Below are 13,701 nucleotides of genomic sequence, written 5' to 3'. Positions count from 1 at the left end.
TCGATTTTTGTATATTAATGATAGATTTCTCTGCCATATGCATGCTGAAATGGAATCCATTTTTTCAGCTCAGTGAATTCATTGCTGTCTGCTACTTCCGGAATAATCTCAATTTTACCTTTGGAATGTCGTAACAGACGACCAAGCTGCTGCGTATTATCAACGATAGGTTTCAAGTAAGAAACATCCCCATGTGTGATGATTGCTGATACATTTATCTCAATTAATGCATCCATCGCTTTTAGTTGTGTGCGGAGCGGAATCTTATCAAATTGAGAATGCATGATCACTGGTGTTGATTCAGCAGCTTGAATTAATGTCCGCATCACTGGAATATCAAGGTTATTATCAGAGTCCAGTGCACCGAATATAAAGCCATCTATCTTCAACCGATTCAACTGTCTAATATCTTCCCGCATGATTTCGACATCAAATAAAGTGTAACGATAACTTTGGAATGATGGATTGATGAGTGCGTATACTCTGACGTTTAGGGGATGGCAGTATTCTATCGCTATTTTTGCGAATCCGTAACTTGCTGTCATCCCGGTCTGATTGATAACAATATGTGTTCCTCCATGATTTACTGCTTCGTATAGATCATGGAAAGTTTCGACGACATTATATGTGGTCATTTTACATAGCTCGTGAGTACTTCGTATCCATCTTCTGTTACTAGAATATCGTCTTCAACGCGAACGCCGACTGTTTCAGGATAGTAAATACCGGGTTCGATTGTAAATACCATACCAGCTTGTAATGTGTTTTCATTTGATGAAGAGATATCTGGGAATTCATGTACACTGATGCCGAGACCGTGACCTAGACGGTGTGGGAAATAGTCTCCATAACCTTTAGAGGTGATATAATCACGTGCAGCTGCGTCGATGTCTTTAATAGGTACACCGGGCTTTACAAGTGCTATCGCACGTTTATTTGCTTCTGTAACGATACTGTGAATATCTTGATGGAGTTGAGGAGGCGTACCGAATGCTACTGTACGTGTAATATCAGAACAATAACCTTTGTATATAACACCAAGATCAAAGAGTACATATTCGTCCTCATTCAACGTTCTTCCTCCAGGTGTGCCGTGTGGACTTGCTGCGTGATCACCAAAGAGTACCATCGTACTGAAACTCATATCAGAAATACCTTCAATACGTTTCATTTCATTTTCAATAATCTGCACAACTTCCGCTTCAGTAATACCGATTTTTAATGCTGCTACTCCGGTTTCAACTGCTTGGTCTGCGTAGCGTGCAGCTTGTTTTAATAAAGCGATCTCATCTTCTGATTTAATGTTTCGCATGTCTTTAATGATCTGATCGATTGACTGTAATGCACTTGGTTTGAAGTGCAGCTGAATTGCTTTCTCACGCTTTACTGTTACATGTTCCTCTTCGATAAACATCACAGCTCCATCTGGAATCTCAAGCTGATGTTTCGCTACTTGAAAGGCATCTTCTGTATCTGAATAGCCAATTGTATTTAAGTTTGACGCATTTATCGCATCGTTCACTTCCATTGCAGGCACGATTAATGATGCTTCGTGCTGCGTTACGTATAAAGCCGTAAGTCGTTCGTGTGGGTCAGAAAGGAAGCCACTGAAGTAATTAATATTTTCTGGTGTTGTAATAAAAGCATGTGTAATATTCTGTTCAGTCATATAAGCTGTCAATTTTTCTAGATTTTTCATATCATTGCTCCTTTTTCATAGTACTACTAGTGTAAATTAGATTAATTGATTATTCAATTTTCATGTGTCGGCTTTTTAAATACACTTTAATTCATGTATAATAGAACCTAACAATAGGAGAGAGGTGTTATAATGGAAATCTTTTTTCACGGTCAATCTTGTATTACATTCGAACATAATGGAAAGAAAGTCATTGTAGATCCTTTTATTAATGGGAATAATCTGTCAGACTTAGATAGTGAAACACTTGAAGTGGATTATATTGTACTTACACATGGACATGGCGACCATCTAGGAGATACTGAAGCAATTGCAAAGCGCACAGGAGCAAAGGTAATTGGAACACCAGAACTTTGTGATTATTTAGCAGGTAAAGGTGTTGAAAATACACATCCGATGAATATCGGTGGGAACGTAGCATTTGATTTTGGTAAGGTAAAATATGTGCAGGCATTCCATAGTAATTCTATTACTGAAGCGGGTGACATCATTTATTTAGGTATGCCTTGCGGTCTGGTCTTTACACTAGGAGAAAAGGTTATTTACCATTGTGGTGACACTGGATTATTCTCTGATATGAAATTAATCGCAGAGCGTCATCCTGCTGATGTCTGCTTTGTTCCGATCGGCGATAATTTTACGATGGGTATTGACGATGCAGCTTATGCTATTAATGAATTGATCAAACCGACTATTGCTGTTCCAATTCATTACAATACATTTCCGTATATTGAAGTTGATGTGAATGCGTTTGCTGATAAGGTACATACGAAGGTTAAAATATTGCAGAGCGGTCAATCTGTTTCAATTTAATAATAAGTAAGAGAATGGGTGGAACATTGACAAAACATGAACAAATCATAGAACATATCACCAATTTACCCGTGGGGTCAAAGATATCTGTAAGACAAATCGCAAAGATACTCCGTGTATCTGAAGGTACTGCATATCGTGCAATTAAAGAGGCTGAGAATAATGGTATCGTTTCAACGATTGAACGTGTTGGAACGATTCGTATCGAAAAGAAGAAGCGCAATGCAATAGATAATCTGACGTTTGCAGAGATTGTTAATATTATTGACGGTCATGTTATTGGTGGGCGTGAGGGCCTGCATAAATCATTGACCAAGTTTGCAATTGGTGCCATGGAACTAAACGAAGTGGAGAAGTATATCGGTGAGAATACCTTGCTTATTGTCGGTAACCGTTCAGAAGTACAGAAGCTTGCCTTGTCAAAAGGCTCTGCCGTACTCGTTACAGGTGGTTTTGATACTACTGAGGAAGTTAAAAAAATGGCAGACAGCTTAGAATTGCCGATTATCTCTTCTAATTTTGATACCTTTGCTGTCGCAAACATGATCAATCGCGCTATCTATGATCAGCTGATAAAAAAAGAAGTGCTCACAGCACAAGATATATTGATAAAGATAGAGAATACAATCTGTTTAAGAGAAAACGATACTGTCAGTGAATGGAATCATCTTTCAGAATCATCGAAGCACACGAGATTTCCAGTGCTGGATGATAATAATAAACTGAGTGGAATCGTAACAAGTAAAGATGTACTAGGGAAGAATCCTAATGAGAAGATTAAAAAGGTGATGACGAAAAATCCCGTATCAGTGAACTTAAATTCTACTGTCGCAAGTTGTGCGCATATTATGATCTGGGAAAGCATTGAACTGCTGCCAGTTGTTTCTAGATACAATAATCTACTTGGTATCGTATCGCGAGAAGATGTGTTGAAGGCGATGCAGGTTGTCGATCGTCAGCCTCATATTGGTGATACGATTAATGATCAGGTGCTTAAGAAGATGACATTTAAAGAAGGTGAAATTTCAGTGAAAATCTCACCTCAAATGTCCAATCAGTTTGGCATGCTGAGTAAATCTGTTTATTTAGCGATTATAGAAGAGACAATAAATCATGAAATGAAAAAGCATATTAAAGGCGATATACTAATAGATAATATCGATATTATATTTATTAAGATCGTACAGATGGACAGTGAAGTGAATGTGACATTTACGTTGCTCGATCTTGGTAGAAAAGCAGCGAAAGTAGAGGTGGCGTTATCTGTCCGCAATCAAACCGTTGCCAAATCACTTTGTGCGGTACAGGTGATTGAACATTTCTATTAAATAACAAAACCCATACGTGTATATGCGTACGGGTTTTGTTATTAATGAAGCTATCGTTGGCGCTGTTTCTTTTCAAGTTCAGCCCATGCAGCGTCTTCATCTGCAAAGTGAGACTCAAAATGATGCTTTGCTCTAATCGCATATTGATAGTTAACTACTGCAAAGACGATCAGTATCGCGCATACTACAAAAGTAAACCACTGTGGAAATAACAGCATCTGGTTCAAAGCGAAGGCAAACATAAAGATAGCGAAACATTGACGTGCTCGAGCGCGATACCAGGCGCGACGAACGTCTTTCACTGTTCTGAAGTACTTAGCGATATTAAATATAGTAAATATAAATGAAAACAACATAACAGCAACAAGTGCTGATATAATATAAGGAAAAATAACTTCCATTTGAATTAACCTCCAGTCTTATCGATTATATCAACGAAATGAATTTTAGTAAATAAAGGAGAATATATGAATAAACAAGAAATAAATGCACTGATTAATGAAATCAATGCTTACGAGACAATTATTATTTTTAGACATGTCCGACCGGATCCAGATGCATTAGGTTCACAAATAGGATTAAAACATGCAATTAAGCGTTTATATCCCAATAAACGTGTATATGCGGTGGGTACTGAAGTTGAAAATTTAAAGTTTATCGGTGACATGGATACTTTAACTGATAAACAGTTTGAAAGGGCGTTAGCGCTCGTTTTGGATACTGCAAATGCACCGCGTATTGATGATAGCAGATACACGCTTTGTGATAAGGTAATAAAAATCGATCATCATCCCCCTGAAGATCAATATGGAGAACTTAACATTGTGGATACGACTGCATCGTCAACAAGTGAAATCATCTATGAAATATTGACTTCTCTAGGATATGGAAGTGATTATATCGATACCGCAGCAGCAAAGTGTCTTTATATCGGGATTGTTGGAGATACTGGAAGATTTCTCTTCAATAATACAACATCGCGAACGATGGAAGTTGCTGCTGAACTACTTAAGTTTGATATAGATCATACGAAGATGATTAATCAAATGCAGCAACGAGAGGCTTCAAGTATGAAGTTTCAAGGCTTTGTGCTGCAAAACTTTAACTTTGATAATGGAGTCGGCAATATTTTCATTTCTAAGGAAATACTAGAAAGATTTAATATTACCGCTTCAGAGGCTTCGTTATTTGTCAATGCCTTTTCCGATATGAAAGGAATCAAAGCATGGGCTTATGCTGTAGATGAAGGCGATGCTATTCGCGTGAGACTTAGAAGTAAAGAAGTTGTGATTAACACGCTCGCTGCTAAATATAATGGCGGAGGTCATCCATTGGCAAGTGGTGCTTCTGTATATAGCATATCGGAATACGAGCAGTTGTTAAGTGAACTAAAGAAACTTGTAAATGGGTAGGTGAAACGAATGGTTGTTCATTTAAATGTGCATTCGGCATATGATCTTTTACATTCTACAGTTGAAATCGATAAGTTAGTGACACGTGTCACAGAATTAAAAGAACATGCAGTTGCCCTGACGGACTTTAATGTATTATTTGGTGTGCAATCATTTTATAAGGCATGTATTGCTGCTGATATTAAACCGATAATTGGAATGGAGATACGTGTGACGGATGGCCTGAAACAAATTCATGCCGTATGTCTTGCACGCAACAATACAGGATATGTGAACCTGATCAAACTTTCATCGAGAATACAGCTTAAAGGTGTAACGCTCACACCTTTAAAATGGCTGACACAATATCAATCTGGACTAATCGTAATCTTCAAGTCGATTACGGAGTCAGAATCACATTTTACACAGGGTATCGAATCTTATTATATTTGCCATAACAGTTCTCTTGCTGCAAAAAAAGTATATATAGAAGATGTACTTTATCTAGAATCCAGTGGTGTACAGCATCTGGAAGTACTCAATGCGATAGAGGAGAATAAGAAGCTGCCATTAGAAATGGTACAAATCAAAGCGGGCACAGCGTATATGAAGGGTGAAGCGCAACTCGTTGATTTGAAGATTCCGCAGGACTATATAGACCGCACGCATGAAATTGCAGAACAATGTAATGTAGATATTACAAAGCATCATGCATCTATGCCGAAATTTCCTATCGATGGTTATTCGAGTGATGCATATCTAATGAAGCTGCTTCAAGATAAAAAGAAAGAGATTCCACATTTTGATGAACGCTATGAGCAACGTCTGCGTTATGAATATGATGTCATAACGCAGATGGGGTATGCCGATTACTTTCTGATTGTCGGTGATTTAATTCAGTATGCAAAGGAAAATGATATTCTTGTTGGCCCGGGGCGTGGTTCTTCAGGTGGCTCACTAATCAGCTATGTGCTTGGAATCACTGAAGTAGATCCTGTTCAATACAATCTGCTCTTCGAACGGTTCTTAAATCCAGAACGTGTGACGATGCCAGATATTGATATTGATTTTGAAGATACGAAGCGTGATCAGGTGATTCAGTATGCGGTTGACAAATACGGTAAATACAATGTCAGTGGCATCGTGACATTCGGACATTTAAATGCCCGTGCTGTAATGCGTGATACAGGGCGTATATTACAGTTTTCAGATGCCGAATTAAAAGAAATCAGTACTTTGATTCCAAAACGTGTCGGTATCACACTTGATGATATGAAGACGGATGAGGATTTTGTGCGGTTCATCAATAAGAGTGATCGTCGAAAGCAATGGTTTGACATTGCTTATGCGCTCGAAGGACTCCCGCGTAACACATCGACACATGCTGCTGGCGTAATTATTCATGATCAGCTACTGACAGATTACGTGCCGATTATAGAAGGAGATTCAGTGTCACTTACGCAGTGGACGATGACAGAAGTTGAATCTATCGGTTTACTGAAAATCGACTTTTTAGGACTAAGGAATCTGTCAATCATACATAATGTGATGGATCAGGTTAAGATACAGTTTAATCAGCAGCTTGACCTGAATACATTGCCGCTTGATGACCCTAAAGTCTATGCATTACTGGCGCAAGGTGACACCACTGGTATATTCCAGCTCGAATCGGATGGTATTCGAAATGTACTGCGTAATCTGAAACCCAGTCATTTCAACGACATTGTTGCCGTGCTGGCACTTTATCGACCAGGCCCTATGGAACAGATTCCAGTCTATATTGAAAGAAGGCACGGTGCTCAATCTGTAGATTATATTCATGACGATCTAAAAGCGATATTGAAAGATACATTTGGTGTCATCATTTATCAAGAACAAATTATGCAGATTGCAAATCAATTTGCAGGATTCAGTTACGGAGAAGCGGATATATTAAGGCGAGCCATGAGCAAGAAGGACATGTCGGTGCTACTGACGGAAAAAGAACATTTTATTTTAGGAAGCGTCAATAAAGGTTATGATAAACAAACCGCAGAAGCGATATATGAATTAATACTGAAGTTCGCGAACTATGGATTTCCGAAAGCGCATGCAGTTGCATATGCGAAAATCGCTTACTGTATGTTATACCTGAAAGTACATTATCCAAATATCTTCTATACAGCTATCCTGAGTAATCAAATCGGCAGTGAGCACAAGACTAAAGAGATTATCGATGAAGTCAAGAAACGTGGTATACCGATATATGCTGCCGATATCAATAAGGCACATTGGTATTATCGCACATATAAGGACGGTATATTAAACGCTCTAGGTGTCATTAAAGGACTCGGCTACAAAAGTGTTCAGGATATTATTGATGCAAGAAAACAAGGTTCATTTAAAGATATCTATGATTTCTGTGCACGTATCCCCTCACGAATTGTTAGTAAACCTTTATTAGAAGCTCTAATCCATGCCGGCAGTTTTGATTCCTTTGGACACACGCGCGCAACATTACTTGCATCACTTGATATGATAATCGATGTTGAAAGGACAAACGAAGGAGAAGGAAGCTTTCTAGAGTCGCTTGGTTTAAATAAGAAGAAAGATTATATCATTCACGAAGAAATGTCAGATATGAAAAAAGCAGAATATGAAAAAGCATATCTTGGCTTTTATTTAACGAATCATCCGGTCGAATCACGTTTTAAAGCACTTCAATATTTGCCGTTATATAAAATTGCGCAACGACTGAATCAGCATTACATGCTGATATTCATTGATGAAGTGAGAAGGATTAGAACAAAGAAAGGTCAACCGATGGCATTTATCAAAGGCTTTGATGGTACAGATAATATCGATATCGTATGTTTTCCAGATACTTATCGTAAGTTTGAGACAGCGATTCAATCTCATCAAATGGTTGTGATCAATGGGAAATTTGATAATAACAGAGGGAAAGATAACTATATCGCTGAAACGATTGAAACTGTCGAATCATTTATAAAAAGAATATACGAGCAAGCTCGATTTATTTATATACGCGAACCGTTGCCAGAGACTTTTATTCTAGATGAAGGGGAGATACAGGTCATCTATTTTGATCGTGCACAACATGTAATTGGCACAGTGTCCAAAGATAAAATTAAAGAACTGGTTGAATATTTCAATCCTGAAGACATTCGCATAATATAAACTTTATTAAAAATTAAACATGTGATATATTAATCCTTAGTGGTCAGACCACTAAGGATTCTTTTGGAGGTGCAACTGTGAATACCCCGCATAAAGGTTTTAATCATGTTTTAGATGAAATCGACCGTATGATAAAGAATGATGGACTGAAGTCTGGTGATAAACTTCCATCTGAAAGACATTTGAGCGAATTACTCAATATTAGTCGCTCAAGCATAAGAGAAGCATTACGCGCACTTGAGATTCTTGGCGTTATCGAGACAAGACGGGGCGAAGGAACTTATTTATCTGATATGGATAATAACCAGTTCTTCGAGCTGATAGGTGGATATTTGATCACGTCAAGGGCACAAACAGGTGAAATAAAGGATTTTATACATATGATTGAAAGCAGTATAACAATTGAAGAGAACAAGACGATTGAAGAATGTATCAATACAAGCAACACAATCATGTTTAGAGTTTGGAAATTATTAAAGCGCTATGAAGCGACTTATGATGAGAAGGCGTGAGCATATGTTTAAGGATATCTTTAAAAAGAATAAGAAGAAAAAATATGTAACCGTTAAAAATATGACAGATACAGAAGTACCTGAAGGTATAATGGCGAAATGTCCAAAATGTCAAAAAATCATGTATACAAAAGAGCTGCAAGAAAATCTAAATGTCTGTTTTAACTGTGATCATCACATGGCGATGAACGCCTATGACCGCATTGATGCTTTGATGGATAAAGATACATTTAAGGAACTGGATAAACATGTTGAACCAGTCAATCCGCTTAACTTTCCGAATTATGAAGAGAAAATAGAGAAAGATAGAATGAAGACGGAGATTGATGAAGCAGTCGTAACCGGATGGGGTACTATCAACGGCTATGAAACGGGTATCGCTGTAATGGATTCAAGGTTTCGTATGGGCTCTATGGGAACGGTTGTTGGAGAGAAGATTACACGTGTAATTGAATATGCGACGAAACAGCAGATGCCTTTTATTATCTTTACAGCAAGTGGTGGTGCGAGAATGCAGGAAGGAATACTATCGCTGATGCAAATGGCCAAAGTGAGTGTGGCTTTGAACCGACATCGTGAAGCAGGGTTATTATACATTGCATTCATGACACATCCTACGACAGGTGGTGTATCTGCAAGTTTTGCATCTGTCGGAGATATTAATCTTGCGGAACCAGAAAGTTTGATTGGATTTGCAGGACGACGTATCATCGAACAGACGATTAATGAGAAGTTACCTGATGATTTCCAGACCGCTGAATTTCTACTGGATCATGGACAGCTTGATAAAGTTGTCCATCGTAATGAGATGAAAGAGGTCCTTACTACAATCTTGAAATTACATCAAAGGGGTGAAAATTAATGGTGCTGGATTTTGAACAACCTATTAGAGATATCGAAAAGAAAATTCAAGATATAGAGCAGTATATGAAAGCATCTGATGTTGATTTAACACATGAGGTAGAATTACTGAAGGCAAAGAAAGAAAACCTATTTAAATCAATCTATGCCGATCTGTCCCCTTGGCAAAGAGTGCAGATTGCACGTCTAGGTGAAAGACCGACAACTTTAGATTATATTGCGCATCTATTTGATGAGTTTATGGAATTTCATGGAGATAGAAACTTTAGAGATGATCCTGCAATCGTCGGAGGTATTGCTTCTTTCCAAGGCCGTCCTGTTACTGTCATTGGTCACCAAAGAGGAAAAGAGACGAAAGATAATATATACAGAAATTTCGGTATGGCGCATCCAGAAGGTTATCGTAAAGCGATGCGATTGATGAAGCAAGCTGAAAAGTTCAACCGTCCGATTATATGCTTTATCGATACGAAAGGAGCATATCCTGGTAAAGCAGCTGAAGAACGCGGGCAGAGTGAATCGATTGCACGCAATCTAGTAGAGATGGCTGCACTTAAAGTACCGGTTATCTCGATTGTCATCGGGGAAGGTGGGAGTGGTGGAGCACTTGGTTTAGGTGTATGTAATACATTGTTAATGTTAGAAAACGCAACGTATTCCGTCATTTCTCCAGAAGGTGCGGCAGCGTTACTGTGGAAAGATAGTACACTGGCCCAGTTGTCGGCAGAAACGATGAAGATTACTGCACCTGACTTACTTGAACTTGGCGTCGTAGATGAAGTGATTCATGAAATACCTGGTGGTGCACATCGAGATATCGCACAACAAAGTCAGTTGATCAATAAAGCATTAACTCCGTATATTCGTGAACTTTCACAACGCTCTGCAGAGGACATTGTGCAGCAACGTTATGATAAGTTTAGAGCAATCGGTGAAATCAAATAAAAAGATATTAACATAATATGAAAAGATAGTTGAAAACGTTGTCTAAATAATGAGTTGGCGACGTTTTTTTTTGAATGTTTTTTTAAAACGTTTTCATTGTTACGAACATGTGATATTGATGGATAATGTGAAAGTAATGTGTTAATTTAAAGATAAAGAATACACAAAGTGAGGAATTGATATGAAAAAGATAGCTGTATTAACGAGTGGTGGCGATGCACCTGGAATGAATGCTGCTGTTCGTGCTGTTGTGCGTAAAGCAATGTATTATGGCATAGAAGTTTATGGCGTATATCAAGGGTATCAAGGATTAATCAATAATAATATTAAGAAGATGGAACGTGGTACTGTAGGGGATAAGATACAGCGTGGGGGGACGTTTCTGCAGTCGGCACGTTGTCCAGAATTTAAAGATCCAGAAGTACGTAAGCAGGCGATTGCCAATTTAAATAATCTTGGTATCGAAGGTCTAGTGGTTATTGGTGGCGATGGAAGTTATCGTGGTGCTCAAAGACTGAATGAAGAAGGCATAAAGACAATCGGTATTCCAGGAACAATCGATAATGATATCAACGGCACAGACTTTACGATAGGATTTGATACGGCTTTAAATACGATTGTAGAAGCAATTGATAAGATTAGAGATACAGCGTCGAGTCATGAACGTACATTCATCGTAGAAGTCATGGGGAGAGATGCCGGAGACTTAGCGCTATGGTCTGGTCTTGCAGGAGGTGCTGAGACAGTATTGTGTCCAGAGCACCGTAAAGATGTCAAGGTCATTGCAGATAAAATTCAACAAGGGATCGAACGTGGCAAGAAACATTCTATCATCGTTGTTGCTGAAGGCGTTATGACCGGTGAAGAATGTGGTCAGGAACTAAAGAAATATATTAATGTTGATACTCGTATCTCGGTACTTGGTCATATGCAGCGTGGAGGCTCACCTTCTGGAATGGATAGAGTACTTGCAAGTCGTCTAGGTGGCTATGCTGTAGAACTGCTGATGAATAATGAAACTGGTCTTGCAGTTGGCATTCAGAATAATAGTTTATCTAAGACTAAGTTTGAAGATATCTTCACATCTGTCCATCATTTAGATGAGAAGATGTATGATTTATCTAATGAATTATCGATATAATGCAATAAGTGTCGCAACAAATATAATGGAGGCTCATAAAATGAGAAAAACTAAAATAGTATGTACAATCGGACCGGCTTCAGAATCTCCTGAAATGTTAGAGAAATTGATGAATGCGGGTATGAACGTTGCTCGACTTAATTTCTCGCATGGTTCACACGAGGAACATCAGGCACGTATCGAGACAATTCGCTCTGTAGCGCAACGTTTAAATAAGACGGTAGCAATCTTGCTTGATACGAAAGGTCCTGAAATTAGAACACATAATATGGGAAACGATAAGATTGAACTTGTCAAAGGTTCAACTGTTACAGTCAATATGGAACAAGTATTGGGCACGCCTGCAGAGTTCTCGGTCACGTATCCTGAACTAATCAATGATATTCATATAGGTTCTACAATTTTGTTAGACGATGGATTGATCGAACTTAAGGTCAAAGATATCCTGCATGACGAAGGTAAGATTGTATGTGACGTCATCAATGCAGGTGAACTAAAGAATAAGAAAGGTGTAAATTTACCTGGTGTCAAAGTAAACTTGCCTGGAATTACAGATAAAGATGCTTCAGATATTCTATTCGGTATCGAACAGAAAGTAGACTTCATTGCGGCATCATTTGTACGTCGTGCGAGTGATGTATTAGAAATTCGTGAAATATTAGAGAAAAATCAATGCGACTTTATTCATATTATCCCTAAAATTGAAAATGAAGAAGGGATAGAGAATATCGATCAGATTCTGGAAGTTTCTGATGGACTGATGATTGCACGTGGAGATATGGGGGTTGAAATACCCGCTGAGCAAGTACCGCTAGTACAGAAAGAATTGATTCAGAAGTGTAATATTCTCGGAAAACCTGTAATCACTGCCACACAGATGCTCGATTCTATGCAGCGTAACCCACGTTGTACACGTGCAGAAGCAAGTGACGTTGCCAACGCCATCTATGATGGAAGTGACGCAGTGATGTTATCAGGTGAAACGGCTGCAGGATTATATCCGGAAGAATCGGTTAAGACGATGCACAATATTGCATTTGCTGCAGAAGAAGCACAAGATTATAAGCGCATGCTTTCAGACCGTACGAAATTAAATCAGCCATCTATGGTAAATGCGATTGGTGTGTCTGTAGCTCATACTGCTTTAAATTTAGACGTACAGACGATTGTCGCTGCAACTGAAAGTGGTACAACAGCACAGATAATCTCTAAATATCGCCCACATGCACATATTATCGCAGTAACACCTTATGAAGAAACAGCGAGACATCTTTCTTTAGTATGGGGCGTAATACCTATAGTGAAGACTGGTAAATCTACAACAGATGAATTATTAGATAAATCTGTACAGGCAGCAATTGAAATAGGAACTGTCGAAAATGGAGATTTAATCATTATTACAGCAGGTATCCCAACAGGTGAAGCAGGAACTACGAACTTAATGAAGATTCATCTGATTGGTGATGTGATTGCAGCAGGAACAGGTATAGGTAGAACTGCAGCACACGGCAAGGTCATTAAAGCAAATAGTGCAGAAGAACTACAAGGTATTGATATGACGGACAAAGTTGTCGTATCACCGCAGACAGATGCAGATATGGTACCTTATCTTGAACAGGCAGTTGCGATTGTAACTGAAGAAGGTGGATTAACATCACATGCGGCAGTCGTTGGGCTTAATCTCGGTAAACCGACAATCGTAGGTGTCCAGGATGTGATGAATACATTAGAAAACGGTACACTTGTAACAGTAGATGCACAGCATAATAAAGTATATATCGGGCACGCAAAAGTAAACTAAAATAAGGATGAGCATTTGCTCATCCTTATTTTT

12 protein-coding genes are annotated in these 13,701 nt (G+C 38.5%); 9 read left to right on the top strand and 3 right to left on the bottom strand.

Going from position 1 to position 13,701, the window contains the following annotated elements; genetic code table 11:
• Nucleotides 1-14 precede the first annotated feature (14 nt).
• Nucleotides 15-635, bottom strand: a complete 621-nt coding sequence (locus QNJ52_RS04695; RefSeq protein ID WP_219492533.1) for a copper homeostasis protein CutC — start codon at nt 633-635, stop codon at nt 15-17.
• Nucleotides 632-1,699 carry a M24 family metallopeptidase gene (locus QNJ52_RS04690; RefSeq protein WP_219492530.1) on the bottom strand — a complete coding sequence of 356 codons (1,068 nt, stop codon included), beginning with the start codon at nt 1,697-1,699 and terminating at the stop codon, nt 632-634. The genes QNJ52_RS04695 and QNJ52_RS04690 overlap by 4 nt, the downstream gene beginning before the upstream one ends.
• 132 nt (nt 1,700-1,831) lie before the next feature.
• Between QNJ52_RS04690 and QNJ52_RS04685 the strand changes: the two genes are divergently transcribed.
• The gene (locus QNJ52_RS04685) at nt 1,832-2,512 is read left to right on the top strand and encodes a metal-dependent hydrolase (protein WP_283721992.1); all 681 of its coding nucleotides are present in this window, start codon (nt 1,832-1,834) and stop codon (nt 2,510-2,512) included.
• A gap of 26 nt (nt 2,513-2,538) precedes the next feature.
• Entirely contained in the window at nt 2,539-3,840 is a 1,302-nt protein-coding gene (locus tag QNJ52_RS04680) for a DRTGG domain-containing protein (RefSeq protein WP_241427445.1), read from the top strand.
• 50 nt (nt 3,841-3,890) lie between these two features.
• On the opposite strand, the gene QNJ52_RS04675 is transcribed toward QNJ52_RS04680, so the two are convergent.
• Entirely contained in the window at nt 3,891-4,241 is a 351-nt protein-coding gene (locus tag QNJ52_RS04675; protein WP_219492522.1) for a YtpI family protein, read from the bottom strand.
• 66 nt (nt 4,242-4,307) lie between these two features.
• Here QNJ52_RS04675 and QNJ52_RS04670 point away from each other — a divergent pair, with 66 nt between their 5' ends.
• The 7 genes from QNJ52_RS04670 (at nt 4,308) to pyk (ending at nt 13,668) form a co-directional block, all read left to right on the top strand.
• Entirely contained in the window at nt 4,308-5,252 is a 945-nt protein-coding gene (locus QNJ52_RS04670) for a DHH family phosphoesterase (RefSeq protein ID WP_219492520.1), read from the top strand.
• A gap of 9 nt (nt 5,253-5,261) precedes the next feature.
• Nucleotides 5,262-8,408 carry a DNA polymerase III subunit alpha gene (locus QNJ52_RS04665; protein WP_219492517.1) on the top strand — a complete coding sequence of 1,049 codons (3,147 nt, stop codon included), beginning with the start codon at nt 5,262-5,264 and terminating at the stop codon, nt 8,406-8,408.
• 77 nt (nt 8,409-8,485) lie between these two features.
• The gene (locus QNJ52_RS04660; protein WP_241427444.1) at nt 8,486-8,920 is read left to right on the top strand and encodes a FadR/GntR family transcriptional regulator; all 435 of its coding nucleotides are present in this window, start codon (nt 8,486-8,488) and stop codon (nt 8,918-8,920) included.
• Nucleotides 8,921-8,924: 4 nt separating this feature from the next.
• Nucleotides 8,925-9,782 carry an acetyl-CoA carboxylase, carboxyltransferase subunit beta gene (gene accD / locus QNJ52_RS04655; protein WP_219492515.1) on the top strand — a complete coding sequence of 286 codons (858 nt, stop codon included), beginning with the start codon at nt 8,925-8,927 and terminating at the stop codon, nt 9,780-9,782.
• Between the two features lie 2 nt (nt 9,783-9,784).
• A complete protein-coding gene (gene accA, locus QNJ52_RS04650) occupies nt 9,785-10,726 on the top strand; it encodes an acetyl-CoA carboxylase carboxyl transferase subunit alpha (RefSeq protein WP_219494842.1) in 942 nt (313 codons plus the stop codon).
• Nucleotides 10,727-10,907: 181 nt separating this feature from the next.
• Nucleotides 10,908-11,867, top strand: coding sequence for a 6-phosphofructokinase (gene pfkA / locus QNJ52_RS04645; RefSeq protein ID WP_219492513.1), 960 nt, complete (start codon nt 10,908-10,910; stop codon nt 11,865-11,867).
• A 40-nt stretch (nt 11,868-11,907) separates the two neighbouring features.
• The gene (pyk, locus tag QNJ52_RS04640) at nt 11,908-13,668 is read left to right on the top strand and encodes a pyruvate kinase (protein ID WP_219492510.1); all 1,761 of its coding nucleotides are present in this window, start codon (nt 11,908-11,910) and stop codon (nt 13,666-13,668) included.
• Nucleotides 13,669-13,701: the final 33 nt, after the last annotated feature.

The sequence above is a fragment of the Macrococcus sp. S115 genome, assembly GCF_030067655.1.
Lineage (GTDB): Bacteria > Bacillota > Bacilli > Staphylococcales > Staphylococcaceae > Macrococcoides > Macrococcoides psychrotolerans.
The sequence above is the reverse complement of the archived record's forward strand: the minus strand, read 5'-3'. Positions and strand labels throughout refer to the sequence as shown.